The sequence below is a fragment of the Streptomyces sp. TRM64462 genome (assembly GCF_013362995.1).
Taxonomy (GTDB): Bacteria; Actinomycetota; Actinomycetes; order Streptomycetales; family Streptomycetaceae; genus Streptomyces.
On sequence record NZ_JABWDV010000060.1, the window covers coordinates 1 to 16,667 of the forward strand.

Consider the following 16,667-nt stretch of genomic DNA (forward strand, 5'->3'; position numbering starts at 1 on the left):
GCGTCGCCGCCGCGGCGGGCCGTGCGCCAGGCCGCCGACAGGTCGTCGCCGTACGCGCGCGGGGGCTCATCGGAGAGCAGCGCCACGATCTCCGCGGCCCGCCGGGCACCGACCAGCGGCGCGCCGTCCACGAGGGCGCGGGCCAGCCGGGGGTGGACGCCGAGGCGGGCCATCCGGGAGCCGCGCTCCGTCACGCGCCCCGCCGCGTCCACCGCCCCGATCGCGCCCAGCACGCCCCGCGCGGCGGCCATCGCCCCCGCCGGCGGCGCGTCCAGCAGCGCGAGCCCCGACGCCCCGGGGTCACCCCACGCCGCCGCCTGCAACGCGAACCCCGTCAGATCCGCCACCTGGATCTCGGGCGCCGGGAACGCCGGAAGCCGTACGTCCTCCGCCTCCGACCAGCACCGGTACACCGCACCCGGCGCCTCACGCCCCGCACGCCCCGCGCGCTGCCGGGCCGACGCCCGCGACGCCCGCAGCGTCGTCAGCGCGCTCAGCCCCCGCGCATGGTCCACGCGCGGCTCCCGCGCCAGGCCCGAGTCGACCACCACCCGCACCCCCGGCACGGTCAGCGACGACTCGGCGACCGCCGTCGCCAGCACCACCCTCCGCCGCCCGCCGTCCGGCGACAGCACCGCGTCCTGCACCTCCGCCGGCGCCCTGCCGTGCACCTGGAGCACCTCCACGCCCGGCACATCGCCCAGCAGCCCCGCCACCCGCGCGATCTCACCCACACCCGGCAGGAAGCACAGGACGTCGCCCTCCCGCTCCACCAGCGCCCGGCGCACCACCCCCGCCACATGCGCCAGCAGCGCCGGGTCCACCCGCACCCCGTGCGGCGGCCGCACCGCCACGCCCGGCGGCGCCCACACCACCTCCACCGGATGCGTCACGCCCGCCGCCTCGACCACCGGCGCGCCGCCCAGCAGCCGCGCCCACCCCTCGGCGTCCGTCGTCGCCGAAGCCGCCAGCAGCCGCAGCTCCGGCCGCAGCGTCTCCCGCACGTCCAGCAGGAACGCCGCGACCGTGTCCGCGTCCAGATGCCGCTCGTGGCACTCGTCGAGCATCACCACGTCGACCCCGGCCAGCTCCTGGTCCCGCTGAAGCCGCTGGAGCAGCACCCCCGTCGTCACGACCTCGACGACCGTCTCGCGCGACACCACCCGCTCGCCGCGCACCGTGAACCCGACCCGGCCGCCCACCTTCTCGCCCAGCAGCCACGCCATCCGCCGGGCCGCCGCCCGCGCCGCGATCCGCCGCGGCTCGGCGACCACGACCCGGGCACCGCCCCCGGCGAGCACCAGCGGAACCAGCGTCGTCTTGCCCGTACCGGGCGGCGCGCACAGCACCGCGGCCCCGTGCTCCTCCAGCGCCCGCTCCAGCGCGGGCAGGGCATCACCTACGGGAAGCCGCTCCCGTTCCCCCGCACGGATCACGATCAGCGCCTCAGTCCCTCTCGCACACGAAGATCGCCGTCCCGGGGATCAGATTGCCCCGCAGCGGCGACCACCCGCCCCACTCCTGGCTGTTCCACGCCGGCCACTCCGGCTCCACCAGGTCCACCAGCCGGAACCCGCCGGCGACCACGTCTCGTACCCGGTCGCCCAGCGTCCTGTGGTGCTCCACGTACACGGCCCGTCCCCGCTCGTCCTGCTCGACGTACGGCGTGCGGTCGAAGTACGAGGCCGACACCGAAAGCCCCTCGGGCCCCGGCTCGTCCGGGAACGCCCAGCGGATCGGGTGCGTGACAGAGAAGACCCAGCGGCCGCCCGGCCGCAGCACCCGCCGCACCTCCCGGAACACCCGCACCGGATCCGCCACGAACGGCACCGCCCCGTACGCCGAGCACGCCAGGTCGAAGGCACCGTCCCGGAACGGCAGCGCACCCGCGTCCGCCTCCACCAGCGCCACGCCGTCGTCTGCCGCGCCGATGCGCAGGGCGTGCTGGAGCTGCCGGTGCGAGAGGTCCAGGGCGACCGGCCGCGCCCCCTCGGCGGCCAGCCAGCGCGAGCACTGCGCGGCGCCCGCGCCGATCTCCAGGACGTCCAGCCCCTTCAGGGACCCGGCGGGCCCCAGCAGCCGGGCCTCCGCCTCGTCCAGGCCCTCGGGACCCCACACGAAGCGGTCGTCCCCGAGGAACGTGCCGTGCTCGCTCTGGTACTCGTCCGCGTTCCGGTCCCACCAGCCGCGGCTGGCCCGGCTGCTCTCCGCATCGCCCGCGTCACGGCGCGTCGCTTCCGGTTCGTAGTCTTGGATCATTTCGCCCGTCGTTGTAGTTTGCGCTGTGCGCACAGAGGGCGCACAGCGGGCGCACGGAAAGTACGGCGAACGTACGGCGGCGCAGTGTCCGGCGCATCGAGGCACAGCGGGTGCACGCAGGTGACCGCCGCGGACCGCCGCGCACGACGCGTGTGACACATGTGCGACGTGTGTGACACCCGTGGCGTGTCACGGCGCGCCGGTGGCCACCATGGCCGTGGCCAAGCTTAGTTGCGCCGGAACGCGGCGGTGCGCCCCCGCGTGTGCCGTTCGCGCATTGACCGGGTCCGGCGGCCCCCTTATGCTAAAGGTTGCGCTGCGGGCCTGCGCGCCTCAGACGGAGCAGGCCGCGCTCGCATCTGTTGTATGTCCCCTCGGTTGTCGAGGCGCCACTCAGTCTCTGGGAATGGGCGCTTCCTTGGCTGTCCGGCTTCTGCAGCTGCGATACGGGCTCTCGGCGTAGCAGTACCTACGACTTCAATGTCCGTACCGGAGCCCTTTCCCACATGACGAGCAGCACCGAGACCACCGCCACCACCCCGCAGGTTGCGGTCAACGACATCGGTAACGAGGAAGCCTTCCTCGCCGCGATCGACGAGACGATCAAGTACTTCAACGACGGCGACATCGTCGACGGCGTCATCGTGAAGGTCGACCGGGACGAGGTCCTGCTCGACATCGGTTACAAGACCGAAGGTGTCATCCCGAGCCGCGAGCTCTCGATCAAGCACGACGTCGACCCGAACGAGGTCGTCAAGGTCGGCGACGAGATCGAGGCCCTGGTTCTCCAGAAGGAGGACAAGGAAGGCCGCCTGATCCTCTCGAAGAAGCGCGCCCAGTACGAGCGCGCCTGGGGCACCATCGAGAAGATCAAGGAAGAGGACGGCATCGTCACCGGTACCGTCATCGAGGTCGTCAAGGGTGGTCTCATCCTCGACATCGGCCTCCGTGGCTTCCTGCCGGCCTCCCTCGTCGAGATGCGCCGTGTCCGCGACCTCCAGCCCTACGTGGGCAAGGAGCTCGAGGCCAAGATCATCGAGCTGGACAAGAACCGCAACAACGTGGTCCTGTCCCGCCGCGCCTGGCTGGAGCAGACCCAGTCCGAGGTCCGCCAGACGTTCCTCACGACCCTCCAGAAGGGTCAGGTCCGCTCCGGCGTCGTCTCCTCGATCGTCAACTTCGGTGCCTTCGTGGACCTGGGTGGCGTCGACGGTCTGGTCCACGTCTCCGAGCTGTCCTGGAAGCACATCGACCACCCGTCCGAGGTTGTCGAGGTCGGCCAGGAGGTCACCGTCGAGGTTCTCGACGTCGACATGGACCGCGAGCGTGTCTCCCTGTCGCTGAAGGCGACGCAGGAGGACCCGTGGCAGCAGTTCGCCCGGACCCACCAGATCGGTCAGGTCGTCCCGGGTAAGGTCACGAAGCTGGTTCCGTTCGGTGCGTTCGTCCGCGTGGACGAGGGCATCGAGGGTCTGGTCCACATCTCCGAGCTGGCCGAGCGCCACGTGGAGATCCCGGAGCAGGTCGTCCAGGTCAACGACGAGATCTTCGTCAAGGTCATCGACATCGACCTCGAGCGCCGCCGCATCAGCCTCTCGCTGAAGCAGGCCAACGAGTCCTTCGGTGCCGACCCGGCCTCGGTCGAGTTCGACCCGACCCTGTACGGCATGGCCGCGTCCTACGACGACCAGGGCAACTACATCTACCCCGAGGGCTTCGACCCGGAGACCAACGACTGGCTGCCCGGCTACGAGGCGCAGCGCGAGGCCTGGGAGGCGCAGTACGCCGAGGCCCAGCAGCGCTTCGAGCAGCACCAGGCGCAGGTCATCAAGTCCCGCGAGGCCGACGCCGCCGCCGCTGCCGAGGGTGGCCCCGCCGCTCCGGCCGCCGGTGGTGCGCCGACCGGTGGTTCGTACTCCTCGGAGTCGGACGACACCTCCGGTGCTCTCGCGTCGGACGAGGCCCTGGCCGCGCTCCGCGAGAAGCTCGCCGGCGGCCAGAGCTGAACAGCCCCGGCTGTAGCTAGCTCCTAGCTGGTACCACAGAGGCCCGTCCCGTAAGGGGCGGGCCTCAGTGCGTTTCCGCGTACATCCGCGCGACCACGCCGATCCGACGGGAGCGAGCGGTGCGGCCGCGAGGGCAATGGGCGGGCGGAGACCGGGACATGACCCGGAGGTGGGCGGGACCGGGAATGTCAGTGGCTCATGCGACGTTCTTCCGTAGGAATACGAGGAGGAGCGGTAATCGTGCTTGATCCGCAGGACTTGTACGCATGGGAGCCGAAGGGCCTGGCGGTGGCCGACATGGCACTGGCCCAGGAGTCGGCCGGTTTGATCATGCTCTATCACTTCGACGGGTACATCGACGCGGGTGAGGCCGGCGAGCAGATCGTCGAAAGCCTGCTGGACACGCTGCCGCACCAGGTGGTGGCCCGCTTCGACCACGACCGCCTGGTCGACTACCGGGCGCGCCGCCCGCTGCTGACCTTCCGCCGCGACCGCTGGACCGGCTACGAGACGCCGAGCATCGAGGTCCGTATCGTCCAGGACGCCACCGGGGCGCCCTTCCTGCTGCTGTCCGGGCCCGAACCCGACGTCGAGTGGGAGCGGTTCGCCCTCGCCGTACGGCAGATCGTCGAACGGCTCGGTGTGCGGCTCTCGGTGAACTTCCACGGCATCCCGATGGGCGTCCCGCACACCCGGCCCGTCGGCCTCACCCCGCACGGCAACCGCGTCGACCTCGTGCCCGGACACCGCAGCCCGTTCGACGAGGCCCAGGTGCCCGGCAGCGCCGAGGCGCTCGTCGAGTACCGCCTGATGGAGGCCGGCCACGACGTGCTGGGCGTCGCCGCGCACGTCCCGCACTACGTGGCCCGCTCCTCGTACCCCGACGCGGCGCTGACCGCCCTGGAGGCCATCACGGCCGCCACGGGCCTGGTGCTGCCGGGCATCGCGCACGGCCTGCGCACGGCCGCACAGCGCACCCAGACCGAGATCGAGCGTCAGATCCGCGACGGTGACGAGGAACTGGTCGCGCTCGTCAAGGGACTTGAGCACCAGTACGACGCGCTGGCCGGCGCCGACTCGCGCGGCAGCCTGGTCGCCGAGCCCGTGGACCTGCCGTCGGCGGACGAGCTGGGCCGCGAGTTCGAGCGGTTCCTCGCCGAACGCGAGGGCGACACCCCGTAAGCGAAGGGCTCGGGTGTGTGCGGGGGGCGCCCGCCGGTGCGCGCGGCGCAGGGCTTAGGCTGCGTTCATGCTGACCGTGGGGCTGACCGGCGGAATCGGTGCCGGCAAGAGCGAGGTGTCGCGACTGCTCGTCTCGTACGGGGCGGTGCTCATCGACTCCGACAAGATCGCCCGCGAGGTCGTGGAGCCCGGTACGCCCGGGCTCGCGGCGGTCGTGGACGCGTTCGGGCCGGACGTCCTCACGCCCGACGGCGCCCTCGACCGGGCCAGGCTCGGCGCGATCGTCTTCGCCGACGCCGACCGCCTGGCCACGCTCAACGCCATCGTCCACCCCCTCGTCCGCGCCCGCTCCGCCGAACTGCAGGCGGCGGCCGCGCCCGACGCGGTCGTCGTCCATGACGTACCGCTCCTCACCGAGAACGGGCTCGCGCCCCTCTACGACGTCGTGGTCGTCGTCGACGCGTCCCCCGAGACCCAGATGGACCGGCTCGTACGGCTCCGCGGCATGGCCGAGGACGAGGCGCGCGCCCGGATGGCCGCCCAGGCCACACGCGAGCAGCGGCTCGCTGTCGCCGACGTCGTCATCGACAACGACGGCCCGCTGGAGGCCCTGGAACCCCAGGTCCGCAAGGTGTGGGAGGAACTGTCCGCCCGCGCATCCCGCGACGCCGCGCGAGGCTAGTCGCGGGAGGGTAGCCGCGCGAGGGTAGTCGCGGGAGGAATACGCGCACGGCGCACGCTGTTGAACGCCCCGAGCAAGGGGAAGGATCCGACCGTGCCCGACAGCAACCCGGAAACCCACGTCATCGACTACCGCGCGGCCGAACGACTGCTCGCCGCGCGGGACCCGCGCGGGGCGGTCAAGCTGCTCGACTCGGTCATCGCCGCCCACCCCGAGAACACCGCGGCCCGTCTGCTGCGCGCCCGCGCCTTCTTCATGGCGGCCCAACTCCGTTCCGCCGAGCTCGAATTCGAGCTGGTCATCGAGCGGGAGCCGGACAACGCGTACGCACACTTCGGGCTGGCACGCACCCTTGAGCGGGCCGGCCGCGACCAGCACGCCCGGCGGCACTTCCGGCTCGCCGCCGCCCTCGACCCCAGGCCCGAGTACGTGAAAGCGGCCGGCTTCGACGCCATCGAGTAACGGCGCCGCCGAGTAACGGCGCCGCCGGCCGACCGCGTTGTCAGACCCTCCCCGTAGCGTTGCGTACGCGTGGTGTCACGGAGGAGGGAAGGGTGGACGATGACGGTCGGGGGTGTACGGAGGCACATCGCGGCCGGGCTGGAAGTGCGGGCCCTGGCGTATGTGGCGCACGACCATGAACAGGTCCGTGACCACCACCAGGAGCAGCACGCCGCATGCGATGGCCCAGCCCGGGCGGCCGATCACGGCGAACGCGACGATGCCGCCCACGGCCCACAGCAGCCCCCACAGACCCAGCCAGAACCGCAGCCGGAGCGGGCTGCGCGCGGTAATCGGTTCGTTTCCACTGCGCATGATCATTGTCATCGCCCTCCTGCCTGGCGTGTACCCGTGTCGCCGCCGCTGATCCGGGCCGTCTGGGCACTCGCGGCTGTCCCGGCTGTCCCGGCTGTCCCGGCTGTCCCGGCTGTCCCGGCTGTCCCGGCGCTCCCGGCTGTCCCGGTGCTCCCAGCGCTCCCGGGGGCTCGCCGCCGCTTCGGCACGGCCCGTTGTCAGACCCGGCCCGTAAGGTCGGAGATCCGAGGACACACGCGACGGGACACCCGAGGGGAGGCGACCCGGACCATGCACACCAGCGCCCCACAGGACGGGCACGCCCTGCACCCCTTCGCCGCCGTCTTCCTGCCGGACGCCCTCCCGCGCGCCGGCCGCGTCGCCTTCTGGTCCCCGGACGGCTCCCCGCTGCCCCGTGCCGGCGCCGGGCCCGGGCCTGACGCAGCGCCCGCGGTGGAGACGCTCACCGTCGTACGGCGCCACGGCGACGGCGCGCGGACCCGGAGCGTGCCCGCCCTCGTCCTGCCCGTCGCCGACGCGCTGCCGGTGCTCGTCGCCGCGCGGCACGCACCGGGCGCGCATCCGGCGGCCGCCTGCTGGGGCGCGGCGGCGCTGCACGCGCTCCACCTGGTCGCGCGCGGACGGCTGCTGCCGGGGCTCACCTCCGGCGACCTCGACGCCTGGCTTGCCGGACCGCTGGACGCCGACGACATCGCCCACCTCCGGACCGTCGCCGCGGCCATGCCGTACGAGGCGCACGCCGTGCCCGTTCCGGATCGGCGGCCGCTTCAGCTTCCCGAGCCGGAGGCCCTGGTGCGGGCCTTCCTCGACGCGGTCGCCGACAGCCTGCCCCGTACACCCGCGGCCGCGTACGCCGTGGGGGCGCCGTTCGCGGCGCAGGCGCCGCAGCGGCTGCCGCGGGCACGGGCCTGGGCCGCCGAGGCAGCCGCGGGCATGGACGCGGGCGTCCGCGTCTCGCTGCGCCTGGACCTCTCGCCGTACGAGCTCTTCGACACCACGGACGCCGACGACCACCACTCCGACGCCGACGACCACCACGACGACGACCACCACGACGACGACCACCACGACGACGCCCGCCCCGGCGGCGCCGGGCGGCGGGCCGCGGCCGCGATCGTGCAGGTGCACAGCCTCGCGGACCCCGCCCTCGTCGTGGACGCCGCCGGGCTGTGGGCCAGTGAGGGCGACCGGCTCTTCGGGCCGCGCGCCCGCGTCGACGCGATGCTCGCGCTGCGCAGGGCCGCCCGCGTGTGGGCACCGCTCACACGGCTGTTGGACCGGGCCGTGCCCGACGTGCTCGCCCTCACGGAGGAGGAGCTGTACGAGCTGCTCGGCCCCGCCGCGACCCGGCTGGAGGGGGCGGGCGTCACCGTGCACTGGCCCCGGGAACTGGCCCGCTCGCTCACCGCCACCGCCGTCGTCCGGTCCGCGCCGGGCTCCGCCACCGACGGCACGCCGTTCTTCGACAGCGCCGAACTGCTCCGCTTCGACTGGCAGCTCGCCCTCGACGGCGACCCGCTCACCGAACGCGAGATGGACGCGCTCGCCGAGGCCCACCGCCCCGTGGTGCGGCTCCGCGACCAATGGGTGGTCGTCGACCCCGCGCTCGTCCGCAAGGCCCGCAAACGGCAGCTCGGGCTGCTGCAGCCGGTCGACGCGCTCGCCGCGGCGCTCACCGGGACCGCCGAGGTCGACGGCGAGACCGTCGAGGCCGTACCGGTCGGCGCGCTCGCCGCCCTGCGCGACCGGCTGGTGGCGGGCCCGGGGCAGGTCGCCGCGCCGGACGGGCTGGCCGCCACGCTCCGCGACTACCAGCTGCGGGGCCTCGCCTGGCTGGACCTGATGACCTCGCTCGGCCTCGGCGGCTGCCTCGCCGACGACATGGGCCTCGGCAAGACGGTCACGCTCATCGCCCTCCACCTGCGCCGCGACCACCCGGCGCCGACCCTCGTCGTCTGCCCGGCGTCCCTCCTCGGCAACTGGCAGCGCGAGATCACCCGCTTCGCGCCCGGCGTGCCCGTGCGCCGCTTCCACGGCACCACCCGCACGCTCGACGGCCTCGACGGCGACGGCGGCTTCGTCCTCACCACGTACGGCACGATGCGCACGAGTGCCGAACAGCTCGCCGCCCAGCAGTGGGGGATGGTCGTCGCCGACGAGGCGCAGCACGTCAAGAACCCGTTCTCCGCCACCGCCAAGGCCCTCCGCGCCCTTCCCGCCCCCGCCAGGGTCGCCCTCACCGGCACCCCCGTCGAGAACAACCTGTCCGAGCTGTGGGCCCTGCTCGACTGGACGACGCCCGGGCTCCTCGGCCCGCTCAAGGCGTTCCGCGCCCGCCACGCCCGGGCCGTCGAGAACAGCGAGGAGATCCGGAACGACGAGGCCGTCGAGCGGCTCTCCCGGATCGTCCGCCCGTTCGTGCTGCGCCGCCGCAAGTCCGACCCCGGCATCGTGCCGGAGCTGCCGCCCAAGACCGAGTCCGACCACCCGGTCGCTCTCACCCGCGAACAGGCCTCCCTCTACGAGGCGGTGGTGCGGGAGACAATGTCCGCCATCGAGGGCGCCGAGGGCATAGCACGCCGCGGCCTGATCATGAAGCTGCTGACCTCGCTCAAACAGATCTGCAACCACCCCGCGCAGTATCTGAAGGAGGATCCGGTCCGGCTCGCGGGCCGTTCCGGAAAGCTGTCGCTGCTGGACGAGCTTCTCGACACGATCCTCTCGGAAGACGGCTCCGTCCTCGTCTTCACGCAGTACGTGTCCATGGCCCGGCTGCTCACCTCGCACCTCACCGCCCGCGTGATGCCCTCCCAGCTGCTGCACGGCGGCACACCGGTCGCGGAACGCGAACGCATGGTGGACCGCTTCCAGTCCGGCGAGGTCCCGGTGTTCGTGCTGTCCCTCAAGGCCGCGGGCACCGGCCTCAACCTCACCCGCGCCGGGCACGTCGTCCACTACGACCGCTGGTGGAACCCGGCCGTCGAGGAACAGGCCACCGACCGGGCCTACCGCATCGGCCAGACCCAGCCCGTCCAGGTGCACCGGCTGATCGCCGAAGGCACCGTCGAGGACCGCATCGCCGAACTGCTCCAGGCCAAACGGGCACTCGCCGACGCGATCCTCGGCTCCGGCGAGGCCGCGCTGACCGAGCTGACAGACCGTGAGCTGGCCGACCTCGTGTCCCTGAGGAGGCCGGCATGACCTCCCCGTACCAGCGCCCCGGCCCACGCCCCGGCCCCCGCGGGCGGGCACGCGGCGGCGCCCGCACGGCGCCCCTCCACGACGACCGGCGCCGCACGTTCCCGCCGCTCCCGCCCGCCGACGGTACCGACGGCGCGTTCGCCGCCACCTGGTGGGGCAACGCCTGGGTCGAGGCCCTGGAGGACACCGCACTCGACGCCGCCCGCCTCGCCCGCGGCCGGGCCTACGCGGGCCGCGGCCTCGTCGACGCGATCACCGTCACGCCCGGCCGCGTCACGGCGTACGTCCACGGCAGCCGCGCACGCCCGTACCGCACCGAAATCCGCCTGCGGGTCCTCGGCGACGACGACTGGGAGCGGTTCCTGGACGCCGCGGCGGCCCGCCCCGACCACATCGCCGCACTCCTCGACAAGGACGTCCCGCACGCCCTGGCCGCTGCAACGGACCTCCTGCCGCGCGTCGGCGACCTCGTCCCCGACTGCTCCTGCCCCGACGACGGCTACCCCTGCAAGCACGCCGCCGCGCTCTGCTATCAGTCCGCGCGGCTGCTCGACGAGGACCCGTTCACGCTGTTCCTCATGCGGGGCCGTGGCGAACAGGAGATCCTCGCCGCCCTCAGCCACCGCAACGCCGCCCGCACCGCTGCCGAGACCACGGCCGCGCCCCCGCCCGTCCCCACCGTGCCGGCCCGCGCCGCCGTCACCGCCACGCCCGCCATCGCCCTGCCCCCGCCGCTGCCACCCCCGCCGCACCCGGGCCGCCCGCCCGTCTACCCGGAGGCGCCGGACGCCCCCGACCCCCTGGCCCTGGAGCTCCTGGCCACGGAAGCCGCCGCCCGCGCCCACACGCACCTCACCACCGGTCACGACCCGGTCGCCGCCCTCACGCCCTGGCAGGACGCCGTCCGCCTGGCCGCCGCGCACCCGGGCTCCGGGCTCACCGCCTCCACCCGCGCCCTCTACCGCGACCTCGCCGCCGCCCTGGACCGCACGCCCGCCGACCTGGCCCGCGCGGTCGCCGCCTGGCGACAGGGCGGCGCTGCCGGCCTCGCCGCACTGGAAGACGCCTGGGACCCGCCCGCCGGCCCCTTCGACCGGGCCCGGCCGGCCCTGCTCGCCGCCGACTTCCCGCACTTCAGACCCTGGCGCAACCGCCTGTCCACCACGACGCTCCAGCTCCGCTACGGCCGCGACGGCCTCTGGTACGGCTACGAGTCCGACGCCGGCCGCGAGGACTGGTGGCCCCGCGGCACCCCGGACCCCGACCCGGTGGGCGCGCTCGCGGGACTGCTCGGACGGTGACGAGTACGCTGCTGTGCGTACCGCACCGACGTTCGGAACAACTAAGGGGGCCTGTTGGAAGCCGAGTTGGTGGCACTGGCGACGGCGGGGGCGACCGCGCTCGTCCAGCAGATGGTCGGGGACGGCTGGGCGGGGGCGAGAACGCGTGTCGCGGCTTTCCTCGCACGCCGCTCCGGCCGGGACGCCGACGCCGTGGACGCCGAACTGGACGACGTACGCGACGAACTGGTCGCAGCCCAGAACTCCGGGGACGCCGACGCGCTGGCCGCGGCGCGCGAGGAGGCACTCGTCGAGTGGCGCGCCCGGATGCGTCGCACCTTGCGCGACGACCCCGAGGCGGCGGCCGAACTCCGCGCACTCATCGACGAACTGGCGGAAGGCCCAGCCCAGACCGGCCAGGCTGTGGTCGAGGCCCGGAACACCATCAGCGGGGGAGTGCAGCACGGCACGGTGATCCAGACGGGCTCCATCGGCAGCCTGAACCTCGGCGACCCGCGGAGAGGGTGAGCGCACGGTGAGAGAGCCGTCACCGCACCACAACACCGTGGGCGGGCGGGCCCACGTCGGCACGGTCGTCCAGGCCGCCGAGATCGGTGAGCTGCACCAGCACCACCACCACTACGCCGCGCCCGACTCCGGCACGCACCTCACCGCCCGTCAGCTCCCGCCGCTCACCCGCTGCTTCGAGAACCGCGACCGGGAGCAGACGGACCTCCTGACGGCCCTCGAACGCCACACGCCCGACGACCGCCGCGCGTTCGTCGCCGCCCTCAGCGGCGTGGCCGGCGTCGGCAAGACGACCCTCGGTGTGCGGCTCGCGCACCGGCTGGCCACCACCCACGGCCACGCCGTCCGCTACACCGACCTCGACGACCACCGCGTCGACGGCGGCGTGGACGTCGCCGAGGTGCTCGGCGACCTGATCTGCTCGCTCGGCGTCGACCCCGCCTGGGTCAAGAAGGGCTTATCCGCCCGCGTCCACCAGTACGAGGAGCGCACAGGGGAGATCCCGCTGGTCCTCGTCCTCGACAACGTCCGCTCGGGCACCGAGCTGCGGCAGCTCCTCCCGGCCTCGCCCGGCAGCGTCGTCATCGCCATCAGCCGCGGCCGACTGCACGACATCAAGGGCGGCGCCGACCTGGAGCTCGCCCTCGGCCCCCTCGACGCGGGACACGGCCGCCGCCTCCTGGAGCGCATCGCCAACGGCGACCCGCGCCTGACGGCCGAGTCCGCCGTGGCCGCCGAACTGCTCCGCGCCTGCGCCGGCCTGCCCGCCGCCCTGGAGGTCGCGGCGGGACGGCTGCGCAAGCACCCTGCCCGGCCGCTCCGCCGGCTCGTCGGCCGGCTGACCTCGGAGTGGAAGGAGAACGGGGTGCCGGAGGTCGAAGCGGTGTGGAACGCGGCGTACGACGACCTGAGCGCACCGGCCGCGCTCCTCTACCGGCTCCTCCCCGTCCACCCCGGCCCGTACGTCACCCCCGAGGCGGCCGCCGCGCTCCTGTCCCGGGCGGCGGCCCGCGACCCGGATGCGATCGACGACGCCCTCGACGAGCTGGTCAACGCGAGCCTGCTCGCACCCGGCAGGGGCGGCGCGTACCGGATGCACGACCTGCTGCGCGACCACGCCCGCCGCCGCGCCCTGCGCGACGACCCCGACGACACCGAGGCGGCGGAGGCCCGCCGCCGCGTCGTCCGCTGGTACCTGCGCCAGGCCCAGCGCGCCGACGCCCTGTGGGCGGGCAGGCCCCGCCTGGTGATCGACGCGGAGACCGCATCCGCGCTGCCCGGCGTACCGGACGTCGAGTGGACGGAGAAGATCCACGCCCTGCACTGGCTGGAGGACCACCGGCACGCCCTGTTCGCCGCGGTGCAGGTGGCGTACCGGAACGGCATGGACCACGAGGCGTGGGCGCTGTGCGAGCCGCTGTGGACGCACTTCCTCGACCACCAGCACTACACGGACGTGATCGACGCGTTCCGCACCGGCCGGGACGCCGCCCGCCGCGCCGGGAACGTCGCCGCGCTCGTCCGGATGCGCTGCCAGCTCGCCCGGCCGCTGTGGGAGCTGAAGCGATTCGACGAGGCCGAGGCCGAGACGGAGGCGGCCCTGGCGGCGGTCGGCCTCCTCGGCGGGGACGACCTGCACCGGAAGCTGGCGGCGTCGGTCAGCGAGTTCCGTGGCAAGGTCCATGCCGAGCGCGGTCGCTGGGCGGAGGCCGTGCCGTACTTCGAGGCGTCGCGGCGCGTCCACGAGGAGATCGGCAACCCGTACGGCGCGATGCTCCAGACGTACCTCATCGGCCGCGCGGCCCACGAGACCGGCGACCTCGCGAGTGCCGTGCGCCTGCTGCGGGAGGCCCACGCCACGGCCGCCGGTCTGAAGCGCGCCCGCATGACCGCCCGTACCGGCTTCCAACTCGCCCGTGCCCTGCACGAGGCGGACGCCCGCGCCCACGCGGACGAGGCACGCGGACTGTACGAGGCGGCCCTCGCCTCCGCGCGGGAGCGGGGCGCGACCCGCGAACAGGTCACCGTCCTGGAGGCCCTGGCGGCGCTCGCCGACGCCGGCGGCGACCAGGCGGCCGCCCACCGGCACCGTGCGTCCGCGGCGGCGATCAGGGCGCGGGCGACGGGGGAGGAGGGCCACCCGCCGAATCCGGAGTGACCCGCACCGCGACGCGCCGCCCGCCGACGGCGCACTCCAGCTCCCCACCGCCCGGCTCCCTCTCCAACCGCACGTGTACGGCGCTGAGCACGGCCGCCGGGTCCGGGAGCGGGCCCGGCTCCCGCCGCTCCACGCGCACGTCGTACGCGGCACCGTCGTCCCGTCGTACGAAGCACCGCTCGCGCGACACGACCACGGCGGCGGTACGGCACCCGGGGAACTCCTTCAGCGTGCGCGCGGCCCACTCGTCCGCGCCCTCTTCGGGCGCCGTTCGCCGGTAGAGCAGCGCGGCGCTCTCCCGCTGCCGCGTCGCCGCCAGGTCCGCCTCGGCCGCGAGGTGGTGCAGCGGCACGTCGGCGCCCGGCGGGTGCCGTGCGACCACGACCACCGGCCCGTCCGCCCGCACCCGTACGGCGAAGGCAGCGGGAGCGGTCACCGCGGGGGACGGCACGGGCACCGGGAGCGGCTCGGCCTCGGCGGGCGCACGGTCCGGCGGTTCGAGCCCCAGCAGCCGGTACAGCTCGTGGCGGAGCCGTTCCAGGGCCTCGCCCTGCCGGTCGAAGGCGGCCGCCGCGAACCTCCGCGCCCGCTCGCCCGCCCGCCCGTCGCGCACGGCCTCCTCCAGTACGGGGAGGTCGTCGGCGCCCGTGAACCGGGGCGCACCGCGCAGCAGTCCGGCCATGGGACTGCCCGGGACGACCTCCCGGCCCCCGTCGCACGCGGCCAGCACGGGACGGCCGAGCGCCGCCGCGTACAGGGCGGTCGAGCCGTGGTCCGTGACGACCGCGTCGGCGGCCACGAGCAGCGCGCCCCACTCCTCGTACGGGCGGGCCAGGACGGCTCCGGAGGCGAACGCGGGGGCGAGGCGTTCGCGGAGGTCGTAGGCGCCGTCCTCGCTGAACACGTTGGCGTGGACGACGAGCCCCAGCTGCCAGTCGTCGTACGGCAGCAGCGCGGCGAGCTCGGCGGCGAGGCCGGGCCTCCGGCGGATCAGCGACTCCGGGCCCCAGGTCGACGTGAGCACGACGAGGCGCCGGCCGCCGGTGCCGAACGCCTCGCGGTAGCGGTCCCTGCGTCCGGTGGATGCGAGCAGCCGGTCGAGCGTCGGGTCGCCGACGACGACGCCGCGCCGCGCCGCCTCGGGGGAGCGGGCGGCGATGCGGTCGATCTGGTGCGGGTGGGCGAGGGCGTGCAGCCGGGCGAGCGGCCGGCCGTCCCGTATCAGGTGTGTCGCGTCGAGCCCGGACGCGGAGTCGGCGGAACCGCCGTCCCGGAGCGCCTTGTTGAAACCGGCACCGTGGGGGAGGAGGACGAGCGGACCGTCGAGGAGCTGGAGTTCGCCCTTGGGGCTGGCCGCCAGCACCAGGTCGTGGTGCCGGCGTACGGCTTCCTCCCAGGGGAGTGTGCGGGCGCCCGCGCCTTCGAGCGCGGCCAGGGCGTCCAGGCCGAAGTCGGAGCCGGGGACGAGGACGAAGCGCCGCTGTACGCGGTCGTCACCGCGGAAGGCCGGCATGACGTCGAGGAGGCGGTGCAGGGCGGTCGCCGAACGCGCCGCGAACAACACGGTCCTCAGTCCACCCGCTGCGCCCGCTGCCCGCTGCCCGCTGCCCGCTGCCCGCTGCCCGCTGCCCGCTGTGTGATTCTTCATCATATCCTGTCCTGATTCATCACACTTGTCCTGCACGTCAACTGAGACGGAGGCCGGGGGGCCTTTCGGGAACGTCCGTCGGCATGCGGGCGATCGTACGTCACTCCTTTGCCGCCTCCGGGGCGACCAGCGGCGTCACCCGGGCGCGCGGCGAAACATGGAGGTGGTGTGAAAGATCGATTAAATCTCCCTCGATGGGGTGAAAGCGACATGCGTCATAACCCGCCCAGGAGGTAACGCGTTAACTCCGGTGCGGGCGACTGCCCGTGAACGTCTCCGGAAGGCAGGAAGCCATGAGGCACACTCGCCGAAATGGTCTCGTCACTCTGATGGCCACGGGCGGCGCGCTCGCTCTCGCGGCGGGCTCCGCGCATGCCGACGCGGACGCGGCGGGGGCCGCGGCCGACTCCCCTGGGGTGATCTCCGGCAACAGCGTGCAGTTGCCGGTCCACGTCCCGGTCAACGTCTGCGGGAACACCGTGAACGTGGTGGGGCTGCTCAACCCCGCGGCGGGCAACACCTGTGTGAACAAGGGCAAGGGCCACGACAAGGGGCAGCACAAGGACAAGCCCGGCACCCCGCGCAGCGGCGGCGGCAACGGCAACGGTAGCGGCAACGACAACGGCCCAGGCCACGGCTCGGGCGACGGCCACCACGGCCACGGTCCCGGCCACGGCTCAGGCCACGGCCCCGGCCACGACGCCGGTGGCAGCGGCAGCGGCAACGGCGGTGGCGCCACGGCCGACGGGAGCATGCAGGGCTCGCCCGGCGTGATCTCCGGCAACGGCCTCCAGCTGCCCGTCGACCTGCCGGTGAACGTCTCCGGCAACTCGGTCAGCGTCGTCGGCATCGGCAACCCGGTCTTCGGCAACACCTCCGTCAACGACAGCGGCGAGCCGCCCGCCCA

At 74.0% G+C, this 16,667-nt stretch carries 13 protein-coding genes; 9 read left to right on the top strand and 4 right to left on the bottom strand.

From position 1 onward, the window contains the following. Both HTZ82_RS02830 and HTZ82_RS02835 read right to left on the bottom strand, forming a co-directional pair. Positions 1 to 1,436, bottom strand: a 1,436-nt coding sequence (locus HTZ82_RS02830) for a helicase-related protein (RefSeq protein ID WP_309235281.1), incomplete at its 3' end; no start/stop codon positions are given. Between the two features lie 10 nt (positions 1,437 to 1,446). Further along, a complete protein-coding gene (locus tag HTZ82_RS02835; RefSeq protein WP_175407647.1) occupies positions 1,447 to 2,259 on the bottom strand; it encodes a class I SAM-dependent methyltransferase in 813 nt (270 codons plus the stop codon). 506 nt (positions 2,260 to 2,765) lie between these two features. Here HTZ82_RS02835 and rpsA point away from each other — a divergent pair. From rpsA to HTZ82_RS02855, 4 genes are all read left to right on the top strand, one after another. Next, positions 2,766 to 4,265, top strand: coding sequence for a 30S ribosomal protein S1 (gene rpsA / locus HTZ82_RS02840; protein ID WP_175407648.1), 1,500 nt, complete (start codon positions 2,766 to 2,768; stop codon positions 4,263 to 4,265). A gap of 240 nt (positions 4,266 to 4,505) precedes the next feature. Further along, positions 4,506 to 5,447, top strand: coding sequence for a PAC2 family protein (locus HTZ82_RS02845; protein ID WP_175407649.1), 942 nt, complete (start codon positions 4,506 to 4,508; stop codon positions 5,445 to 5,447). Positions 5,448 to 5,514: 67 nt separating this feature from the next. After that, entirely contained in the window at positions 5,515 to 6,129 is a 615-nt protein-coding gene (coaE, locus tag HTZ82_RS02850) for a dephospho-CoA kinase (protein WP_175407650.1), read from the top strand. 93 nt (positions 6,130 to 6,222) lie between these two features. After that, on the top strand, positions 6,223 to 6,591 hold the full coding sequence (locus tag HTZ82_RS02855) for a tetratricopeptide repeat protein (RefSeq protein ID WP_175407651.1): 369 nt from the start codon (positions 6,223 to 6,225) through the stop codon (positions 6,589 to 6,591). A 75-nt stretch (positions 6,592 to 6,666) separates the two neighbouring features. On the opposite strand, the gene HTZ82_RS02860 is transcribed toward HTZ82_RS02855, so the two are convergent. Next, positions 6,667 to 6,945, bottom strand: a complete 279-nt coding sequence (locus HTZ82_RS02860; protein WP_375540773.1) for a DUF6343 family protein — start codon at positions 6,943 to 6,945, stop codon at positions 6,667 to 6,669. A gap of 270 nt (positions 6,946 to 7,215) precedes the next feature. Here HTZ82_RS02860 and HTZ82_RS02865 point away from each other — a divergent pair, with 270 nt between their 5' ends. From HTZ82_RS02865 to HTZ82_RS02880, 4 genes are read left to right on the top strand one after another with little or no spacing between them, the layout of a single operon-like run. Further along, the gene (locus HTZ82_RS02865; RefSeq protein ID WP_175407653.1) at positions 7,216 to 10,146 is read left to right on the top strand and encodes a DEAD/DEAH box helicase; all 2,931 of its coding nucleotides are present in this window, start codon (positions 7,216 to 7,218) and stop codon (positions 10,144 to 10,146) included. Then, entirely contained in the window at positions 10,143 to 11,447 is a 1,305-nt protein-coding gene (locus tag HTZ82_RS02870; protein ID WP_175407654.1) for an SWIM zinc finger family protein, read from the top strand. Before HTZ82_RS02865 ends, HTZ82_RS02870 begins: the two co-directional genes overlap by 4 nt. A 54-nt stretch (positions 11,448 to 11,501) precedes the next feature. Next, a complete protein-coding gene (locus HTZ82_RS02875) occupies positions 11,502 to 11,954 on the top strand; it encodes a hypothetical protein (protein WP_175407655.1) in 453 nt (150 codons plus the stop codon). Between the two features lie 7 nt (positions 11,955 to 11,961). Then, the gene (locus HTZ82_RS02880) at positions 11,962 to 14,112 is read left to right on the top strand and encodes a tetratricopeptide repeat protein (protein WP_309235282.1); all 2,151 of its coding nucleotides are present in this window, start codon (positions 11,962 to 11,964) and stop codon (positions 14,110 to 14,112) included. On the opposite strand, the gene HTZ82_RS02885 is transcribed toward HTZ82_RS02880, so the two are convergent. Continuing rightward, on the bottom strand, positions 14,063 to 15,625 hold the full coding sequence (locus HTZ82_RS02885; RefSeq protein WP_217623599.1) for a translation initiation factor 2: 1,563 nt from the start codon (positions 15,623 to 15,625) through the stop codon (positions 14,063 to 14,065). The genes HTZ82_RS02880 and HTZ82_RS02885 overlap by 50 nt on opposite strands. Before the next feature lie 428 nt (positions 15,626 to 16,053). On the opposite strand from HTZ82_RS02885, the gene HTZ82_RS02890 reads away from it, so the two are divergent. Further along, positions 16,054 to 16,667 (top strand): chaplin (locus tag HTZ82_RS02890; protein ID WP_175407657.1); only part of this gene is annotated, 614 nt, incomplete at its 3' end.

Excerpts from the sequence above, each read along its gene's own strand:
- HTZ82_RS02835 (WP_175407647.1), bottom strand. The coding sequence starts at position 2,259 with ATGATCCAAGACTACGAACCGGAAGCGACGCGCCGTGACGCGGGCGAT.
- rpsA (WP_175407648.1), top strand. The coding sequence starts at position 2,766 with ATGACGAGCAGCACCGAGACCACCGCCACCACCCCGCAGGTTGCGGTC.
- coaE (WP_175407650.1), top strand. The coding sequence starts at position 5,515 with ATGCTGACCGTGGGGCTGACCGGCGGAATCGGTGCCGGCAAGAGCGAG.
- HTZ82_RS02860 (WP_375540773.1), bottom strand. The coding sequence starts at position 6,945 with ATGCGCAGTGGAAACGAACCGATTACCGCGCGCAGCCCGCTCCGGCTG.
- HTZ82_RS02865 (WP_175407653.1), top strand. The coding sequence starts at position 7,216 with ATGCACACCAGCGCCCCACAGGACGGGCACGCCCTGCACCCCTTCGCC.
- HTZ82_RS02870 (WP_175407654.1), top strand. The coding sequence starts at position 10,143 with ATGACCTCCCCGTACCAGCGCCCCGGCCCACGCCCCGGCCCCCGCGGG.
- HTZ82_RS02885 (WP_217623599.1), bottom strand. The coding sequence starts at position 15,625 with ATGCCGGCCTTCCGCGGTGACGACCGCGTACAGCGGCGCTTCGTCCTC.